At 67.9% G+C, this 17597-nt stretch carries 19 protein-coding genes; 15 read left to right on the plus strand and 4 right to left on the minus strand.

Annotated features, from left to right (window positions below):
• Positions 1-111: 111 nt before the first annotated feature.
• The 13 genes from D575_RS0104150 (at position 112) to D575_RS0104210 (ending at position 12586) form a co-directional block, all read left to right on the plus strand.
• Entirely contained in the window at positions 112-2682 is a 2571-nt protein-coding gene (locus tag D575_RS0104150; protein ID WP_018144652.1) for a DNA topoisomerase I, read from the plus strand.
• Entirely contained in the window at positions 2669-3274 is a 606-nt protein-coding gene (locus D575_RS0104155) for an L-threonylcarbamoyladenylate synthase (protein WP_018144653.1), read from the plus strand. The genes D575_RS0104150 and D575_RS0104155 overlap by 14 nt, the downstream gene beginning before the upstream one ends.
• A 16-nt stretch (positions 3275-3290) precedes the next feature.
• On the plus strand, positions 3291-4220 hold the full coding sequence (hemF, locus tag D575_RS0104160; protein ID WP_018144654.1) for an oxygen-dependent coproporphyrinogen oxidase: 930 nt from the start codon (positions 3291-3293) through the stop codon (positions 4218-4220).
• Between the two features lie 23 nt (positions 4221-4243).
• Positions 4244-5260: a porphobilinogen synthase gene (hemB, locus tag D575_RS0104165; RefSeq protein ID WP_018144655.1), complete on the plus strand. Its 1017-nt coding sequence runs from the start codon at positions 4244-4246 to the stop codon at positions 5258-5260.
• Positions 5257-6105 carry a shikimate dehydrogenase gene (gene aroE / locus D575_RS0104170; protein ID WP_018144656.1) on the plus strand — a complete coding sequence of 283 codons (849 nt, stop codon included), beginning with the start codon at positions 5257-5259 and terminating at the stop codon, positions 6103-6105. The genes hemB and aroE overlap by 4 nt, the downstream gene beginning before the upstream one ends.
• Before the next feature lie 102 nt (positions 6106-6207).
• Complete coding sequence (locus D575_RS0104175) at positions 6208-6870, plus strand: OmpA family protein (protein WP_018144657.1); 663 nt, start codon at positions 6208-6210, stop codon at positions 6868-6870.
• Between the two features lie 190 nt (positions 6871-7060).
• Positions 7061-7507 carry a type II 3-dehydroquinate dehydratase gene (gene aroQ / locus D575_RS0104180; RefSeq protein ID WP_018144658.1) on the plus strand — a complete coding sequence of 149 codons (447 nt, stop codon included), beginning with the start codon at positions 7061-7063 and terminating at the stop codon, positions 7505-7507.
• 9 nt (positions 7508-7516) lie between these two features.
• Positions 7517-7972 carry an acetyl-CoA carboxylase biotin carboxyl carrier protein gene (accB, locus tag D575_RS0104185; protein ID WP_018144659.1) on the plus strand — a complete coding sequence of 152 codons (456 nt, stop codon included), beginning with the start codon at positions 7517-7519 and terminating at the stop codon, positions 7970-7972.
• A gap of 51 nt (positions 7973-8023) precedes the next feature.
• Positions 8024-9370: an acetyl-CoA carboxylase biotin carboxylase subunit gene (gene accC / locus D575_RS0104190; protein ID WP_018144660.1), complete on the plus strand. Its 1347-nt coding sequence runs from the start codon at positions 8024-8026 to the stop codon at positions 9368-9370.
• A 31-nt stretch (positions 9371-9401) separates the two neighbouring features.
• Positions 9402-10283, plus strand: coding sequence for a 50S ribosomal protein L11 methyltransferase (gene prmA / locus D575_RS0104195; RefSeq protein WP_018144661.1), 882 nt, complete (start codon positions 9402-9404; stop codon positions 10281-10283).
• Positions 10284-10511: 228 nt separating this feature from the next.
• Positions 10512-11159: a DUF3426 domain-containing protein gene (locus tag D575_RS0104200; RefSeq protein ID WP_018144662.1), complete on the plus strand. Its 648-nt coding sequence runs from the start codon at positions 10512-10514 to the stop codon at positions 11157-11159.
• A gap of 111 nt (positions 11160-11270) precedes the next feature.
• A complete protein-coding gene (gene dusB, locus D575_RS0104205; protein ID WP_018144663.1) occupies positions 11271-12263 on the plus strand; it encodes a tRNA dihydrouridine synthase DusB in 993 nt (330 codons plus the stop codon).
• Complete coding sequence (locus tag D575_RS0104210) at positions 12260-12586, plus strand: helix-turn-helix domain-containing protein (RefSeq protein ID WP_018144664.1); 327 nt, start codon at positions 12260-12262, stop codon at positions 12584-12586. The genes dusB and D575_RS0104210 overlap by 4 nt, the downstream gene beginning before the upstream one ends.
• A gap of 93 nt (positions 12587-12679) precedes the next feature.
• On the opposite strand, the gene D575_RS0104215 is transcribed toward D575_RS0104210, so the two are convergent.
• Positions 12680-13441 (minus strand): inositol monophosphatase family protein, encoded by a 762-nt coding sequence (locus tag D575_RS0104215; protein ID WP_018144665.1) that lies wholly within the window; start codon positions 13439-13441, stop codon positions 12680-12682.
• Between the two features lie 161 nt (positions 13442-13602).
• Here D575_RS0104215 and D575_RS0104220 point away from each other — a divergent pair, with 161 nt between their 5' ends.
• Positions 13603-13920, plus strand: a complete 318-nt coding sequence (locus D575_RS0104220) for a DUF2322 family protein (RefSeq protein ID WP_018144666.1) — start codon at positions 13603-13605, stop codon at positions 13918-13920.
• Positions 13921-13938: 18 nt separating this feature from the next.
• Here the strand turns inward: D575_RS0104220 and D575_RS0104225 are convergent, their stop codons facing one another.
• From D575_RS0104225 to D575_RS0104235, 3 genes are read right to left on the minus strand one after another with little or no spacing between them, the layout of a single operon-like run.
• Positions 13939-14523, minus strand: a complete 585-nt coding sequence (locus tag D575_RS0104225; RefSeq protein WP_018144667.1) for a histidine phosphatase family protein — start codon at positions 14521-14523, stop codon at positions 13939-13941.
• A complete protein-coding gene (gene ampD, locus D575_RS0104230; RefSeq protein WP_018144668.1) occupies positions 14520-15077 on the minus strand; it encodes a 1,6-anhydro-N-acetylmuramyl-L-alanine amidase AmpD in 558 nt (185 codons plus the stop codon). The genes D575_RS0104225 and ampD overlap by 4 nt, the downstream gene beginning before the upstream one ends.
• Positions 15074-15457 carry a thioredoxin family protein gene (locus tag D575_RS0104235; protein ID WP_018144669.1) on the minus strand — a complete coding sequence of 128 codons (384 nt, stop codon included), beginning with the start codon at positions 15455-15457 and terminating at the stop codon, positions 15074-15076. Before D575_RS0104235 ends, ampD begins: the two co-directional genes overlap by 4 nt.
• A gap of 86 nt (positions 15458-15543) precedes the next feature.
• Between D575_RS0104235 and D575_RS0104240 the strand changes: the two genes are divergently transcribed.
• Entirely contained in the window at positions 15544-17595 is a 2052-nt protein-coding gene (locus D575_RS0104240; protein ID WP_018144670.1) for a UvrD-helicase domain-containing protein, read from the plus strand.
• Positions 17596-17597 lie beyond the last annotated feature (2 nt).

Consider the following 17597-nt stretch of genomic DNA (forward strand, 5'->3'; position numbering starts at 1 on the left):
CCACGGGCGATTTCCTCATCTAGTCTTTAGCGCCCGTGAACCCGGTTGCATGCTTGCAACCGCCACCGCCCCGACACGGAACCCGCTGCCACGGAGACGGTCCCGAGCCACATGAGCAAGCACCTCGTCATTGTAGAGTCCCCCGCCAAGGGCAAGACCATCGAGAAGTACCTGGGTCCCGACTACCAGGTCCTCGCCTCGTATGGCCACGTACGCGATCTCGTACCCAAGGAGGGCGCGGTGGATCCGGAAGACGGCTTCCGGATGAAGTACGACATCATCGAGCGCAGCGAGAAACAGATCGAGGCGATCGCCAAGGCGCTGAAGAAGTCCGACGACCTGATCCTCGCGACTGACCCCGACCGTGAAGGCGAGGCGATCTCCTGGCACCTCCACGAGGTCCTGCGCGAACGCGGCCTGCTGGAAAACCGCGACGTGCACCGGGTGGTGTTCCACGAGATCACCAAGAAGGCGATCCAGGAAGCGATCGAGCACCCGCGCGACCTGGCCCAGCCGCTGATCGACGCCCAGCAGGCGCGCCGCGCGCTGGACTACCTGGTCGGCTTCAACCTCTCGCCGCTGTTGTGGCGCAAGATCAAGCGCGGCCTGTCCGCCGGGCGCGTGCAGAGCCCGGCCCTGCGCATGATCGCCGAGCGCGAGAACGAGATCGAGGCCTTCGTCGCACGCGAGTACTGGACGCTCGACGCCCTGACCGAACGCCAGGGCCAGTCGTTCACCGCGCGCCTGACCCACCTGGACGGCAACAAGCTGGACCAGTTCGACCTCAACAGCACCGAACTGGCGCACGACGCCCAGAAACGCCTGACCGACGCCGCCAGCGGCGAGCTCCGGGTCGCCAAGGTCGAGAAGAAGCAGCGCCGCCGCAACCCGGCCGCGCCGTTCACCACCTCGACCCTGCAGCAGGAGGCCTCGCGCAAGCTCGGCTTCACCGCCAGCCGCACCATGCGCACCGCCCAGCAGCTCTACGAAGGGATCGATCTGGGCTCCGGCGCGATCGGCCTGATCACCTACATGCGTACCGACTCGGTGGCCCTGGCCGGCGAAGCGATCGGCGAAATCCGCGGTCTGATCGAGGAGCGCTACGGCGCCAACAACGTCCCCGACAGCCCGCGCCAGTACAAGACCAAGTCCAAGAACGCGCAGGAGGCCCACGAGGCCATCCGCCCGACCTCCGTGCGCCACGTGCCGAACGAGATACGCGATCGCCTGAGCAGCGACCAGGCACGCCTGTACGACCTGATCTGGAAGCGCACCGTCGCCTGCCAGATGATCCACGCGACCTTCGACACCGTCGCTGCTGACCTGGTCCCCGGCGACACCGAACACCGCTTCCGCGCCACCGGCTCCACCCTGGTCGACCCCGGCTTCATCGCGGTCTACCAGGAGGGCCGCGACGACACGCAGGACGACGACGAGGACAAGCGCCTGCCGGAAATGGCCGAGGGCGACAGCGTCAAACTGAACGAAGTCACCGCCGACCAGCACTTCACCGAGCCGCCGCCGCGCTACACCGAGGCCAGCCTGGTGAAGACGCTGGAGGAATACGGGATCGGCCGCCCCTCCACCTACGCCAGCATCATCTCCACCCTGCAGTCGCGCGAGTACGTGGAGATGGATGGCAAGCGCTTCATCCCGACCGACACCGGCCGGATCGTGAACAGCTTCCTGACCCAGCACTTCGACCGCTACGTGGACTATGACTTCACCGCGAAGCTGGAAGACGAGCTGGATGCCATCTCGCGCGGCGAGAAGGACTGGGTCCCGGTGCTGGAAGCGTTCTGGGGCGACTTCCGCGACCGGGTGAAGGAAAAAGAAGAGAACGTGACCCGCGCCGAGGCCGTGCAATCGCGCGAGCTGGGCCCCGACCCGCAAAGCGGGCGACCGGTCAGCGTACGCCTGGGCCGCTTCGGACCGATCGTGCAGATCGGCACCAAGGACGACGAGGAGAAGCCGCGCTTCGCCGGCCTGCTGCCCGGGCAGAAGATGGACAAGGTCACCCTCGAGGAGGCGCTGGAGCTGTTCAAGCTGCCGCGCGATCTCGGCGAGACCCCCGAGGGCGAACCGGTGATGGTCAACATCGGCCGCTTTGGCCCGTACGTGAAGTACGGCTCCAAGTACGCGTCGCTGGGCCCGGACGACGATGTCTGGACCATTGAGCTGCCACGCGCGCTGGAGGTTGTCGCCGAGAAGAAGAAAAAGGACGCCGAACGCTTCATCAAGAGCTTCGACGCGGAAGGCATCCAGGTCCTGAACGGGCGCTACGGCCCCTACGTGACCGACGGCAACAAGAACGCCAAGATCCCGAAAGAGACCGACCCCAAGTCCCTGACGCTGGAACAGTGCCAGGAACTGATCGCCGCCGCCCCGGAACGCAAGGGCCGCGGACGCAAGGGGGCGGCCAAGTCCACGGGCAAGACCGCTGCCAAGTCCTCTAGCAAGGCCGAGGGCAAGTCCGCCAGCAAGACGTCGGCCAAGTCGACCGCCAAGTCGACATCCGCGAAGAAACCGGCGACCAAGAAGAAGGCCACCGCCAGCAAGACGGGCGCGAAGAAGACCACCGCCAAGAAGACCCCGGCGAAGAAGTCGTCTTCTGCGAAGTCCGCCGGCGCTGGCGGCAACCGCCTGAGTGCCGAACCCTCCGGCGATCGTGGATCGGAATAACGCCCCGCTGCTGACCGCCGAGATCGATCCCGTCGCGCACCACGTGCGCGACGGCGGGGTGATTGCCTACCCCACCGAGGCGGTCTTCGGCCTTGGCTGCCGCCCGGACGCGCCGGAGGCGATCCAACGGATCCTGACACTGAAGGGTCGACCGGCGGCCAAGGGGCTGATCGTGGTCAGCGACCGGCTCGACCGCCTTGCCCCCTGGCTGGCCCCGCTGCCCGCCGACCGCCAGGCCGAGATCGACGCCAGCTGGCCCGGCCCCACAACCTGGCTGCTACCCGTAACCCCTGACTGCCCCATCCTACTGCGTGGCGAACACGACAGCCTGGCCGTGCGCGTAACCGCCCATCCAGCCGCACGTGCGCTGTGCGCCGCCGTCGACAGCGCGCTGGTCTCGACCAGCGCGAACCGCGCCGGCGCGGAGCCCTGCCGCACCTGGGATTGCGTTACCTCACAACTCGGGGCGGACATCGATGCGATCCTGCAGGCAGAATGTGGCGGGCGCGACGCCCCCAGCGCGATCCGCGACGCCCGCACCGGCGCCTGGCTCCGGGGTGGACCGGAACCCGACGCGAACACCGACCACTGATCAACCGGGACGCAGCATGAGCCAGGACAACGTCTCCATCGAGCGCGTAATCGACTACCTGCAGGGCCTGCAGGACCGCATCTGCCAGGGCCTCGAGGGCCTGGACGGCCGGGCCCGCTTCGAGGAGGACGCCTGGGAGCGCCCTGCCGGCGGCGGCGGGCGCACCCGCGTGCTGCGCGAGGGCGCGGTGTTCGAGCAGGCCGGGGTGAATTTCTCCCACGTGATGGGCGACAACCTCCCGGCCTCGGCGACCGCCCACCGTCCGGAGATGGCCGGGCGCTCGTTCCAGGCCACCGGCGTGTCCCTGGTGATCCACCCGCACAACCCCTTTGTTCCGACCTCGCACGCCAACGTGCGCTTCTTCATTGCCGAGAAGCCCGGCGAGGACCCGATCTGGTGGTTCGGCGGCGGCTTCGACCTGACGCCCTACTACGGCTTCGACGAGGACTGCACCCACTGGCACCGTACCGCCGAGGCCGCCTGCCGCCCGTTTGGCGAGCACCTCTACCCGGCGCACAAGAAGTGGTGCGACGAGTACTTCCACCTCAAGCACCGCGACGAGCCGCGCGGCGTGGGCGGGCTGTTCTTCGACGACTTCAGCGAGGGCGGCTTCGAGCATGCCTTCGGCTACATGCAGAGCGTGGGCAACGCCTACCTCGACGCCTACGCCCCGATCGTCGAGCGCCGCCGCGCCACCGACTTTGGCGAGCGCGAGCGCCAGTTCCAGCTCTACCGCCGCGGGCGCTATGTCGAGTTCAACCTCGTCTACGACCGCGGTACCCTGTTCGGCCTGCAGTCGGGCGGGCGCACCGAGTCGATCCTGATGTCGCTGCCGCCGCTGGTACGCTGGGAGTACAACTACCAGCCGGCGCCCGGCACGCCCGAGGCCGAACTGTACGAACGCTATCTGAAGCCGCGCGACTGGCTCGCCGAGACTGCCGGCTGACTCCAAACACGCAAGGACCTGGCATGACCGCACCGATCGCCCCCTATCCCGCCGGCCGCCCGCGCCGAATGCGCCGCGACGGCTTCTCCCGCCGCCTGATGCGCGAACACCACCTGCGCGCGGACGACCTGATCCTGCCGGTATTCGTCACCGAGGGCGAGGGCGTGCGCGAGGCGGTGCCGTCGATGCCCGGCGTGGAACGCGTCTCCATCGACCAGCTGCTGGAAGAGGCGGCCGCCGCCGTGCGCCTGGGCATCCCGGCACTGGCGCTGTTTCCGGTGGTGCCGGGCGAGAAGAAGAGCCTGGACGCACAGGAGGCCTGGAACCCCGAGGGCCTCGCCCAGCGCGCGGTGCGCGCACTGAAGGCGGACCACCCGGAACTCGGCGTGATCACCGACGTGGCCCTGGACCCGTTTACCACCCACGGTCAGGACGGCATCATCGACGACGACGGTTATGTGGTGAACGACATCACCACCAAGGCCCTGGTGAAGCAGGCGCTGTCGCACGCAGCGGCCGGTGCCGACGTGGTCGCCCCCTCCGACATGATGGACGGGCGCATCGGCGCGATCCGCGGCGCCCTGGAGGACGGCGGGCGCGTGCACACGCGCATCCTCGCCTACTCCGCGAAATACGCCTCCGCCTTCTACGGCCCGTTCCGCGACGCGGTGGGCTCCGCCGGCAACCTCGGCAAGGGCGGCAAGGAGACCTACCAGATGGACCCGGCCAACGGCGACGAGGCCCTGCACGAGGTCGCGCTGGATCTCGCCGAGGGGGCCGACATGGTGATGGTCAAACCGGGCATGCCGTACCTCGACGTGGTGCGCCGCATCCGCGACGAATTCCGGCGCCCGACCTTCGTCTATCACGTCTCCGGCGAATACGCGATGCTCAAGGCCGCCGCCGAACGCGGCTGGCTGGACGAACGCGCCTGCGTGCTGGAGGCCCTGACCGGCATGAAGCGCGCCGGGGCCGACGGCATCCTCACCTACTACGCCCGCGCCGTGGCCGAATGGCTGGCAGAGGACGCGGCGCGATGAGCGAGCCGCGCCCGGATCGTTATGCCGTGGTGGGCAACCCGATCCACCACTCGCTGTCCCCGCGCATCCACACCCTGTTCGCCGAACAGACCGGTCAGCACCTCGTTTACGAGGCCCGCCTGGGGACGCCAGGCCAGTTTGCCGAGGAGGTCAACGCCTGGTTCGCCGAGGGGCTCAAGGGCCTCAACGTGACCGTTCCATTCAAGGAGGAGGCCTTCGCCCTGGCCCGGGTGCTGAGCGACCGGGCGCGCCATGCCGGGGCAGTCAACACCCTGTGGCGCGATGGCGACCACCGGATCCACGGCGACAACACCGACGGCGTCGGCTTCTGTCGCGATCTCGACCGCCTCGGCTTCGACGTGCGCAATCGCCAGGTCCTGATCCTGGGGGCCGGAGGCGCCACCCGCGGCCTGCTGCAGCCGCTGCTGGAAGGCGCACCAGAGGTGCTGATCATCGCCAACCGCACCGTGGCCCGCGCCGCGGGGCTGGTGGATGCCTTCCGGGATATCGCCCCGGCCACCCGGCTCTCCGCCTGCGGCCTGGACGCCCTGCCGCAGGGCCCCTTCGATCTGGTGGTCAACGCCACCGCCACCGGTCTCGGCGACGATGCACTGGTGCTCCCCGACCACCTCGTCCACGCGGACAGCCTGGCCTATGACCTGGTCTACGGCGCCGGCGCCAAGCGCTTCCTGGACTGGGCCGCCGGCGCGGGCTGTGTACGCGGCAGCGACGGCCTCGGCATGCTGGTGGAACAGGCGGCCGAGGCCTTCTCCATCTGGCGCGGGGTGCACCCCGAGACGGATCCCATTCTGCGTCAACTGCGTCACGAAATCGCTCCCGAATAGCCCACCCACAACCCGGGTTCATGGACGGTTCACGCGCCGCAGCGCAAGCTGAACCTATTGCCCCGTATCCGCACGGGGCCAGCGAATACTGGGAGATTCATCATGCAACGCATTCTTGCTCTGGCCGTCACCAGCGCCCTGGTACTGGTGGTGGGCTGCACCACCACGGATCCGTACACCGGGGAAGAACGCGTCTCCCGAGCCACCATCGGGGCCGGCATCGGGGCCGCCACCGGTGCGGTGCTCGGCAGCGTCACCAGCAGTCGCAACCGCACCCAGCGCGCCATGATTGGTGCCGGCATCGGGGCCCTGGCCGGTGGCGCCATCGGCAACTACATGGACCGCCAGGAGGATGCCCTGCGCGAACAGCTGCGGGGGACGGGCGTCAGCGTGACCCGCGACGGCGACAACATCATCCTCAACATGCCGAGCAACATCACCTTCGATTTCGATCGCAGCGAGATCAAGCCGCAATTCCATGACGTCCTCGACTCGGTCGCACTGGTGCTGGAGGAATTCGACCAGACCGGGATCGAGGTCGCCGGGCACACCGACAGCACCGGCCGGGTGGAATACAACATGGACCTCTCCGAGCGCCGTGCCGAGAGCGTGGGTCAGGCCCTGATCCGCCGTGGCGTACAGCCGGTGCGGGTGCACACCATCGGCCTCGGGCCGCACCAGCCGGTCGCTACCAACGACACCGATGCCGGCCGCGAACAGAACCGCCGCGTCGAACTCACCCTGTTCCCGCTCACCGCCGACTAACCCGCACGTTCCGGCCCGGCCCCCGACGCTCGCCGGGGCGCCGGGCCGACCCCATTCTGGCGACGTCTCCAGCGCCTCGCGCTGGACACTCCTACCCTTCCTGCGGCAGAATCCCGATCATTCGCTGCATCGTGATTTTTCGGTGCAATCGCGTCCATTCTCGACAGGATCGCTACCGATTCCCCCTGCCATGGCGTCCATACTGCTGCTCAACGGCCCCAACCTGAACCTGCTGGGACAGCGGGAGCCGGAGCGCTACGGCGTACAGACCCTGGCGGACATCGAGACCGACCTTAAAGCCCGGGCGGAACAGGCCGGCGCAACCCTCGACTGCTTCCAGAGCAATCACGAGGGCGACCTGATCGACCGCATCCACGCCGCCGCCGGCGAGGGCGTGGGCGTGGGGCACATCCTGATCAATCCGGGCGGCCTGACCCACACCAGTGTCAGCCTGCGCGATGCCCTGCTGGGCGTCGCCATCCCGTTCTACGAGATCCATATCAGCAACATCCACGCCCGCGAGCCCTTCCGCCAGACCTCGCGCCTGAGCGATGTCGCCGCCGGCCTGGTCAGTGGCTTCGGCGTCATTGGCTACCGGCTGGCGCTGGATGCGGCGCTTGCAGCTATCAAGGACTAAGAGGCTTCCATGGACATTCGCAAGGTCAAGAAACTGATCGACCTGCTCGACGAGAGCGGTATCCACGAGATCGAGATCCACGAAGGCGAGGAGTCGGTGCGCATCACCCGCTCCGCCAGCGGGACGCCCATGGCCGCCGCCCCGGCCCCATTGCCCCCAGCGGCGCCCGCCGCCGCGGCGGCCCCGACCGCAGCCCCGGCGGGCGCGACAGAGGCCGTACCGGAAATGGACGGTCATCGGGTCACCGCACCCATGGTCGGCACCTTCTACCGGGCCCCGAGCCCGGGCTCCAAGCCGTTCGTCGAGGTCGGCCAGACGGTGGAGGCCGGCGAGACCCTCTGCATCATCGAGGCCATGAAGATGCTCAATCCGATCGAGGCCGACCAGGGCGGCACCATCCGCGACATCCTGGTCGAGAACGGCAACCCGGTGGAATACGGGCAGCCGCTGTTCATCATCGGATGAACCCATCCGCCGGGCGTCACATTCCCGGCTTCGCTGGAAACAGGTTCGAGCATGTTTGAGAAAATTCTGATCGCCAACCGCGGCGAGATCGCCCTGCGGGTCCTGCGTGCCTGCCGCGAGATGGGCATTGCCACCGTCGCCGCGCATTCCAGCGCCGACCGTGACCTGAAGCACGTTCGCCTGGCGGACGAGTCGGTATGCATCGGCCCCGCGGCCTCGGGCGAGAGCTACCTGAACATTCCCGCGCTGATCGCGGCCGCCGAGGTCACCGACGCCGGCGCGATCCACCCGGGCTACGGCTTCCTGTCGGAAAACGCGGACTTCGCCGAACGCGTGGAGTCTTCGGGCTTCGCCTTTATCGGTCCGCGCGCCGAGACCATCCGTCTGATGGGCGACAAGGTCTCCGCGAAGCAGTCGATGCTGGAGGCCAACGTGCCCTGCGTGCCCGGCTCCGGCGGCGCCCTGGGCGACGACGCGGACACCAACCTGGCGCTGGCGCGCGAGATCGGTTACCCGGTCATCATCAAGGCCGCCGCCGGCGGTGGCGGGCGCGGCATGCGTGTGGTGCACACCGAGGGCGCGCTGCTGAACGCCATATCGCTGACCCGCAACGAGGCGCAGCAGGGGTTCGGCAATGACACCCTGTACATGGAGAAGTACCTGGAACACCCGCGCCACGTGGAGTTCCAGATCCTCGCCGACAGCCACGGCAACGCCGTCTGCCTGGGCGAGCGTGACTGCTCGATGCAGCGACGCCACCAGAAGGTCATCGAGGAGGCACCGGCCCCGGGCATTACCGATGACCAGCGCCAGGCCATGGCCGAACGGCTGATCCGCGCCTGTCAGGAGATCGGCTACCGCGGCGCCGGTACCTTCGAGTTCCTGTACGAGAACGGGGGGTTCTATTTCATCGAGATGAACACCCGGCTGCAGGTCGAGCACACCGTCACCGAGCAGGTCACCGGCATCGATCTGGTGCGCGAACAGATCCGCATCGCCGCCGGGGAACCCCTGGGCTACACGCAGGACGACGTGCGCATCACCGGTCACGCGATCGAGTGCCGCATCAATGCGGAAGACCCCCGTACCTTCATGCCCAGCCCCGGGACCATCCAGCAATACCACGCGCCGGGCGGACCGGGCATCCGCATGGATACCCACATCTACAACGGCTACATGGTGCCGCCGCACTACGACTCCATGATCGGCAAGCTGATCGCCCACGGCAACAGCCGCGAGATCGCGCTGGCGCGCATGCGCGGGGCGCTGGGCGAGATCGTGGTCGACGGCATCCAGACCAACGTCGCGCTGCACCACGACCTGATGATCGACGCGAACTTCCAGCGCGGCGAGACCGATATCCACTATCTCGAGAAGAAGCTCAAGGCACAGGCCTGACCCTTCCCCCTCGCGCCACGAGCCTGATGCCATGAGCCTTGCCGAACTTGAATGCCAGATCAGCCCGGAACAAGCCGAGCCGCTGGAGGACACCCTGTTCGAACTGGGTGCCGTCAGCGTCGAGCTGTTCGACGCGGCAGACGAACCCCTTTTCGAGCCGCCCCTGGGCACCCATCCCCTGTGGTCCACCGTGCGCCTGAAGGCGGTGTTCCCGGACACCACCCAGGCGGACCTCGCCGCCGCCGCGCTGGCGCGCCAGGCGCAGGCCCCGGAGGCGATCCAGGTCCAGGCGATCGAGGACCAGGACTGGGTCCGCGCCGGGCTGGACGGTCTTGGCGCCATCCATTGCGGCGGCGCGCTCTGGATCGTGCCCTCCTGGGAGGACGAACCGGCGATCGAGGAAGGCACCTTCGTGCGCCTGGACCCCGGTCTTGCCTTCGGGACCGGCAATCACCCGACCACCGCGATGTGCCTGGCCGCCCTGGCCCAGCAGCCACCGCGCGATCAAGAGGTCCTCGACTACGGCTGCGGCTCAGGCATCCTCGCGATCGCCGCCCTGAAGCTGGGCGCACGCCATGCACTGGGCATCGACATCGATGAACAGGCCGTGCAAGCCACCCGCAGCAATGCCGACTCCAACGCCATCCCGCCCGCACAGCTGGAGACGGGGCTGACCGATCACCCTGTGCCCGGCGCGGCCTATGACCTGGTGCTGGCCAACATCCTCGCCAAGCCGCTGATCGATCTGGCACCGGAGTTGGCTCGGGCGGCGAAACCGGGCGCACGCATCCTGCTCGCCGGGCTGCTCGAACGCCAGGCAGACGAAGTCATCGCGGCCTACTCTGACACCTTCGATATCGGCGTCGAGGACTGCCGCGAAGGCTGGGCCCTGCTCGGCGGCCGCCGGCGCTAGGGAGACGCTGAGTCATGGACGCGCCCGGCCGGGTCGATCGCTCTCAACGGCAAGGCGCCGCAAGCACAGGATCGCCCGGCTGCACCAACGAGCCGCAAGCCCATCAGCAGGCCCCATCGGGCGAATCCTCGCGACACCTGACGCCCAGCCCGTAGGATGCTGGCCCGCTGCCCCCAATGCGGCGTCACCCACGCCCTCGCCCGCGGGGCCAAGCTCCGTCAGAGGCGAGTGCACTGCTCCAATTGCGATGCCGAGTTCGATCTGTTCCCGGCACTGGAGATCGGCGGCGCGGGCGAACGCGTGTTGGGCCAGGGGCTCCTCCCGGCACGGCAGGCGCCCCTCCACGCCATCGAGCGGGCTCCGGGCGCTGCAATACCCCTCAACATCGAACGCCACGCAAGCCCCCTGGGCTCGGCAGGCGCAACACACCGGCGCTCCTGGCCGGGGATCGTACTGGCCGCCGCCCTGATGCTGCTGCTGAGCGCCCAACTACTGGCAATCCCGCCCGTGGCACCGGACCAGAGCGCCCAGCTGACCCAGGCCCGGGCGCAAGTGTGCGCGACCCTCCCCTGCCCGACCTGGCACCCGCGGCGCGCCCCTGGACAAATCCGGACCTCGGCGCCCAATTTCTTCACCACCAGCGATGGCACTCTGCACCTGCAATTCGTGCTCGAGAGCCCGATCCGGCAGGCCTGGCCGATCCTCGATATTCGCCTGACCGACCAGCTGGGGACGCCCCATGGCACCCTCCGGCTGACCCCCGACGACTACACCGACACCCACGCACCGATGAATGCCCACTCCCCCCATTCCGTGCGTCTGGCCGTTGCCAGTCCTCATGGCCACATTGCCGGCATCGAAATCCAGCCCCGGTAATTCCCGGGTCCAAGCTCGCGCGCATTCACATGCGTCTCGCGATCGACCGCACCGGAAAGCGCGCAGGTTAGCTGCTAGACTGGCCCGCTTGCTCCCGACCCGATAGCCCCGATGCAGCTCGGAACTCACCACTTCCCCGACCCTGTCGTGTTTCTGGCGCCGATGGCCGGGGTCAGCGACCGTCCGTTTCGGTTACTGGCCCGCCGCCTGGGGGCCAGCGCGGCGGTATCCGAGATGGTGACCTCCGACACCCGACTATGGACCAGCGACAAGAGCCGCCACCGCCTGGATCATCGCCAGGAGCCGCGCCCGCGCATCGTACAGTTGCTGGGTAACGAACCCGAGGCCCTGGCCGAGGCTGCGCGCGAGAACGTTCGCCGCGGCGCCGACGTGATTGATCTGAACCTCGGCTGTCCGGCCAAGAAGGTCTGCAGCAAGGCCGCCGGATCGGCGCTACTGGGCGAGCCGGAACGGGTGCGCGAACTGCTCCAGGCGCTCACCACCGCGGTCACGGTCCCGGTGACCCTGAAGATGCGCCTGGGCCTCGACCGCGAACGGATCAACGGCGAGACCATCGCGGCCATTGCCGAGGACTGCGGCATTGCGATGCTGACCGTGCATGGCCGCACGCGGGCCGATGCCTATCGCGGAGAGACGGACTACGCCGCCATCGCGCGCATCGTCCGGGCCGTTTCCATCCCCGTGCTTGCCAATGGCGACATCACCGGCCCCGAAAAGGCCCTGCAGGTACTGGATACGACCCGCGCGGCGGGCGTGATGATCGGGCGTGCCGCCCAGGGCCGGCCCTGGCTCCCGGGTCAGATCCGGGCCGCGCTGGCGGGCGAACCGATACCGCCGGCACCCGGGCGCGCCGCCCGCCTGACCCTGATCGAGGAGCACATTGGCGAACTGCACGCCCAATACGGCGAACCGCAGGGCGTGCGCATCGCGCGCAAGCACCTGGGCTGGTATCTTCAGGGCCTGGGTCTCGACGAGGCCCGCACCCGGGCGGCCCGGGCTGACCTTCTCGCCGCCCCCACGGCCAGCGAACAACTGTGGCGCCTTCGGGCCCACCTGACGGGAATCGCAAGCGAGGCTGCATGAGCATGAACATGCCACTCGAACAGGACCCTGAGGTCCACGAGACGCCGGTTGCAGGCGTGCTCCCGTCCGACTGCGTGCTGGCCGAGTCCGTGCGCCATGCACTGGACCAGTACTTCGAGACCCTGGATGGGCAGAGCAGCCACGATCTCTACGCGCTGGTGATGAACGAGGTGGAGCGCCCCCTCCTGGCCAGCGTGCTGGAGCGCTGCGGGGGCAACCAGAGCCGCGCGGCGGCCCTGCTCGGACTCAACCGCGCCACCCTGCGCAAGAAGCTGCGCACCCACGGACTGGTGGGAACCAACGGGAACGGCGCCGGAGAATAGCCTCCGGCGCCGGCAACCCCACGCGCCCCAACCGAGGCGCCGGGAAGGCGCTTATCCATACGCGACCAACAGTCGCTCGGGTTTGGGCGACTGCTAGCCCTTCCAGCCCAAGCGGGTCAGGGCCGTACGATGCAGTTCCGGGGTGGCCGCGGCCAGGACATTCGCGGTCTGCAGGTCCAGTTCGCCGCCAGAGAGGTTGGTGAACACGCCCCCCGCCTCGCGCACGATCACCGCCAGTGCGGCGATATCCAGGATATTCACGTCCGACTCGACGATCAGGTCGATGCTGCCGCGCGCCAGCAGGTGGTAGTGGTAGAAGTCGCCGTAGCCACGGGTGCGGTTCACTTCGGCCGTGATGCTACCCAGTGCCTTCCAGGCTTCAGCATTCTGCGCCAGGGACTTGAGGTTGCCGGTGGACAGGGAGGCCCGACCCAGATCAGTGGTCTTCTCGACCGCGATCGGGTCGCCATTCAGGAACGCGCCCTGGCCCTTTTCCGCCCAGGCCCGCTCACCAAACTGGATGCCATTGGACAGCCCCAGGATCAGATCGCCCTTGTACATCAGCGCGATCTGGGTGGAGAAGAACGGGTAGCGGCGCACGAAGCTCTTGGTGCCGTCGATCGGATCGATCAACCAGACGTAGTCGGAATCCATGTCCGACTGCCCGGTCTCCTCGCCGTAGAAACCGTGATCCGGGAAGTGCTCGCGGATCACCTGGCGGATCGCCTGTTCGCTCTCCACGTCGGCCCGGGTCACCGGGGTATCGTCGGGTTTGGTTTCAACGTCGACACCCGCCTCGTAATAGTGGCGGATTACCTTCTCGGCGGCATCGGCGGCGGCCTGGGCGGCCTCCATGAACGCGCTTCGCGACATGTTCGTGTCCCCTCGACAAAAGCCGCTATCTTAGCATGTGGCGCCTTCGTCGCTGACCCGGCGCGACCCTGCCGCCTTCGCGGGTTGGTTGTCGCCACCGGGTCATGCCCCGATAATGCCGCCATTATTTCGAGGAGCCCGACATGTCCAAGAAGCTGCCCGACGTCAGCAATATCGAACGCCTGGAATTGTTTGGCGAAGACTACAACCCCACCGCGACCATCGAAAACGTGGAAGGCCAGAGCCTGTCGCTGCAGATCTACTATCAGCTGGCGCTGGACTTCGGCGGCATCGGCCCCAAGGCGGCCAACTCGGGGCTGCTGATGTACGGCAACCACGCCGATGACGCCCGCGCCAACCCCGGCAAGCACCCGAACATCGATCGTCTGATCGACGTGCTGAACAACGACTTCTACCTGTCGGTGAAGGCCGTCCCCAAGCGCAGCAACCAGGCCGGGTAGACCGGAGCTGCGTCCGACTCAAACCCGGTTGGCGTGGATCAGGCGCCAGCCCCGGGTCGGGTGCCGGTGCAGGCGAGTGCGACTGGCATAGTCGCATTCCAACTGGAACAGCCGCGCGTCCGGCACCCCCATCACCCAGCCCACCAGGGCGCGGATCACCCCGGCGTGCACGACCAGCAGCACGCGCTCGGCCTCCAGGGGCCGCAACGCCGCCTCGAAGCCGGTCTCCACCCGCCGCCGAAAGTCCGCCAGCGGCTCGGCCCCTGCCGGCCGCGCGTGGACTGGGTCGGCGTAGAAGGCTCGGTACTCCTCCGGCCGGTCACGCTGAAGCTCAACCCGGGTCCGCCCCTCCCAGTCGCCGAAGCCCACCTCGCGCAGATCCGGCGCCAGGGACAGCGGTAAATCCTGTCCGGCGGCGAGGCGTTCAGCGAAGGCGCGGCAACGCTGCATCGGCGAACTGACCACGTACTGCCAGCCGGCCTCGCCTTTCACCGCCTGCTCCATCTGGGCCCACCCGCGCGGGCTCAGCGGATCGTCGCAGCCATGACCGCGATAGCGCTGACCGCCCTCCGGCTCCCCGTGGCGCAACAAATCCACGATCATGCCGTCACCGCCTGCAATTCCCGCCGCAGGCGCGTCCAGTCGAAGCAGGGCCCGGGGTCCGTCTTGCGCCCCGGCGCAATATCGCTGTGACCCACCAGCCCATCCGCGCCAATACCGGGGTAGCGTGCCCGGAGCCAGTCCACCAACCGCGCCAGTTCGGCGTACTGCGCCGGGGTGAACGGGTCCTCGTCGGTCCCCTCGAGTTCGATCCCGATGGAGAAATCGTTGCAGCGCTCGCGTCCGCACCACTGCGACGCCCCTGCATGCCAGGCACGGCGGGAGAACGGCACGAACTGGGTGCCCCCCCCGTCGCGGTTAATCAGCACATGGGCGGAGACATGCAACGCCGCGATCTCGGCAAAGTAGGGATGGGCCTGCGGATCCAGCCGGTTCTGGAACAACTCGGCGATATGCGGTCCACCGAACTCGCCGGGCGGAAGACTGATCGCATGCACCACAATCAATTCCGGGTCCTGTCCCGGCGGGCGGGCATCCTGGTTCGGGCTTTCCACCACGCGCGCGGGCGGCCACCAGTCGATGTCGTTCGAGGTCATGGTGCCTCCTCGGGTGGGCGCGCGAGGCAGGCGGTCAGCGCCTCGCGCAGCAGGGGCAACCGGGGCGGGGCCTCCAGGCGACCGTGGTAGGCGCCCTCCTGGAACACGAACAGCGCCGGCAGATGGAAGACCTCGAATTCGCGCACCAGGGCGGTATCCGTCTCGGCGTCCACCACGAACAAGGCGGGCGCATCCGCGGCCGCCTGCCACTCCGCCAGGACCCGCCCCATCACCTTGCACGCGCCGCAGCCCTGGCGCGTGAACAGAATCACCGCCGAGCCCGGCTCATCCATCAGGCGCTGATGAAAATCAAACTGGGTCAGACGCGGGAGCGACCCGTCCGTCCCGGCCGCGGCTGCAGTGCCCGACACATCGGTCAATGGCTTACCCTCACCGTTACTGTCTTTATGAATGCTGGATCGTGGGTTAGTTTACGCGCCCCGCTGAGAAGGAATCGATCACCCCGGTGTCTGAACTGAATCCTCAACAACAGGCCGCCGTGACCACCACGGACCACCCACTGCTGGTGCTGGCCGGAGCGGGGTCGGGCAAGACGCGCGTGATCACCGAGAAGATCGCGCACTTGATCGAGCAGCGCGGGCTCGAGGCGCGCCGCATTGTTGCCATCACCTTCACCAACAAGGCCGCGCGCGAGATGCGCGAGCGCGTGCAGGGCCGCCTGGCGCGCGAGCAGGCACGCGGGCTTAGCGTCTCCACCTTTCACACCTTCGGGCTCAATTTCCTGCGCCGCGAACTGCAGGCGGCCGGGCTGCGTGCCGGCTTCTCCATCCTCGACCCGGGCGACTGCCGGCAGTTGCTGCGCGAGATCACCTACCGCGACGACACGGGCTCCGAGGTGGACGCACTGGTCGCGCACATCAGCCGCTGGAAGAACGACCTGATGACGCCGGCGGAGGCGCTGCATGAGGCGAGTCAGATGACCGACGCCCCGGAGGCCATCGCCGCCGCCAACCTCTACCCACGCTACGAGGACGCCCTGCGCGCCTACAACGCAGTGGATTTCGACGACCTGATCAAGCGCCCGGTGGACTGCCTGCGCGACGATCCGGAGCTGCGTAACCGCTGGCAGGACCGCATCCGCCACCTGCTGGTCGACGAGTACCAGGACACCAACTCCGCGCAGTACCAACTGGTGCGCCTGCTGGTTGGCGTCAGTGATGGACTGACGGTGGTGGGCGATGACGACCAGTCGATCTACGCCTGGCGCGGCGCGCGCCCGGAAAACCTCGTGCGCCTGCAGGACGATTTCCCGCGCCTGGAGGTAATCAAGCTGGAGCAGAACTACCGCTCCACCAACCGCATCCTGCACACCGCGAACGCGCTGATCGCGAACAACCCGCACGTGTTCGAGAAGCGCCTGTGGAGTGCGCTGGGCGAGGGCGAAAAGATCGAGGTCATCGGCTGCTCCGATGCCGACACCGAGGCGGCGCGCGTGGTCTCCGAGCTGATGCGCCGGCGTTTCCGTCTCAACGCGGGCTGGGGGGATTTCGCGATCCTCTACCGCAGCAACCACCAGTCCAGGCTGTTCGAGAAGCTCCTGCGCGAGCAGGGCATCCCCTACCGCCTGAGCGGCGGCCAGTCGTTCTTCGAGAAGGCCGAGATCAAGGACCTGGTTGCCTACCTGCGCCTGCTCGCCAACCCGGACGACAACACCGCGTTCCTGCGCGTGGTCAACGTCCCGCGCCGCGAGATCGGGCCAGCCACCCTGGAAAAGCTCGGCCACTACGCCAACCAGCGCGGCACCTCCCTGTTGCAGGCCGCGCGCGGCGCCGGTCTTTCCGAATACATGGATGCCCGCGCCCAGGCCCGGCTGGAGCGCTTTACTGACTGGATCGATGGCTTCCAGGGCCGCGGCGCGGAAGAGTCCCCGGACGTCCTGCTACGCGGCCTGGTCGAAGACATCGACTACGAATCCTGGCTACTGGAAAACAGTCCCAACCCGCGCGCAGCGACCCGGCGCATGGACAACGTGCGCGAATTCATCGACTGGGTCGGGCGCATGGGCGGAGCGAACACCACGGCCGAATACGGTGATGACGAGGCCGAGGACACCCGCAGCATGGGCCTTGCCGACATCGTCAATCGCATCAGCCTGATGGACATCCTCGATCGCAACCGGGATTCCCAGGACGGCAACGAGTCGGTACAGCTGCTGACCCTGCACACCGCCAAGGGCCTGGAGTTTCCGCATGTCTGCCTGGTCGGCTTCGAGGAGGAACTTCTGCCACACCGCGTCAGCGTCGAAGACGACTCCATCGAGGAGGAGCGCCGCCTGGCCTATGTTGGCCTGACCCGCGCCCAGCAAACCCTGCTGATCACCTACGCCCAAAGCCGAAGCCGCTATGGCGAAAGCCTCGATTGCGAGCCCTCGCGCTTTCTCGACGAACTCCCCGAGGAGCATCTCGACTGGCCCGACGCCAAGCCGCCGGACCCCGAGACCCAGCAGCTCACCGCCCGCGCCCACCTCGCCGGCCTGAAGGCCATGCTCGAAAAGTAGGG

This window comes from Thioalkalivibrio sp. AKL6, from assembly GCF_000376905.1.
GTDB classification, from domain to species: domain Bacteria; phylum Pseudomonadota; class Gammaproteobacteria; order Ectothiorhodospirales; family Ectothiorhodospiraceae; genus Thioalkalivibrio; species Thioalkalivibrio versutus.

What these genes read in the sequence shown, in the direction of transcription:
- aroE (WP_018144656.1), top strand. Translation starts at nt 5,257, where the DNA reads ATGAGCGAGCCGCGCCCGGATCGTTATGCCGTGGTGGGCAACCCGATC.
- dusB (WP_018144663.1), top strand. Translation starts at nt 11,271, where the DNA reads ATGCAGCTCGGAACTCACCACTTCCCCGACCCTGTCGTGTTTCTGGCG.
- hemF (WP_018144654.1), top strand. Translation starts at nt 3,291, where the DNA reads ATGAGCCAGGACAACGTCTCCATCGAGCGCGTAATCGACTACCTGCAG.
- D575_RS0104210 (WP_018144664.1), top strand. Translation starts at nt 12,260, where the DNA reads ATGAGCATGAACATGCCACTCGAACAGGACCCTGAGGTCCACGAGACG.
- D575_RS0104215 (WP_018144665.1), bottom strand. Translation starts at nt 13,441, where the DNA reads ATGGAGGCCGCCCAGGCCGCCGCCGATGCCGCCGAGAAGGTAATCCGC.
- D575_RS0104175 (WP_018144657.1), top strand. Translation starts at nt 6,208, where the DNA reads ATGCAACGCATTCTTGCTCTGGCCGTCACCAGCGCCCTGGTACTGGTG.
- accC (WP_018144660.1), top strand. Translation starts at nt 8,024, where the DNA reads ATGTTTGAGAAAATTCTGATCGCCAACCGCGGCGAGATCGCCCTGCGG.
- prmA (WP_018144661.1), top strand. Translation starts at nt 9,402, where the DNA reads ATGAGCCTTGCCGAACTTGAATGCCAGATCAGCCCGGAACAAGCCGAG.
- D575_RS0104150 (WP_018144652.1), top strand. Translation starts at nt 112, where the DNA reads ATGAGCAAGCACCTCGTCATTGTAGAGTCCCCCGCCAAGGGCAAGACC.
- D575_RS0104220 (WP_018144666.1), top strand. Translation starts at nt 13,603, where the DNA reads ATGTCCAAGAAGCTGCCCGACGTCAGCAATATCGAACGCCTGGAATTG.
- hemB (WP_018144655.1), top strand. Translation starts at nt 4,244, where the DNA reads ATGACCGCACCGATCGCCCCCTATCCCGCCGGCCGCCCGCGCCGAATG.
- accB (WP_018144659.1), top strand. Translation starts at nt 7,517, where the DNA reads ATGGACATTCGCAAGGTCAAGAAACTGATCGACCTGCTCGACGAGAGC.
- D575_RS0104225 (WP_018144667.1), bottom strand. Translation starts at nt 14,523, where the DNA reads ATGATCGTGGATTTGTTGCGCCACGGGGAGCCGGAGGGCGGTCAGCGC.
- aroQ (WP_018144658.1), top strand. Translation starts at nt 7,061, where the DNA reads ATGGCGTCCATACTGCTGCTCAACGGCCCCAACCTGAACCTGCTGGGA.
- ampD (WP_018144668.1), bottom strand. Translation starts at nt 15,077, where the DNA reads ATGACCTCGAACGACATCGACTGGTGGCCGCCCGCGCGCGTGGTGGAA.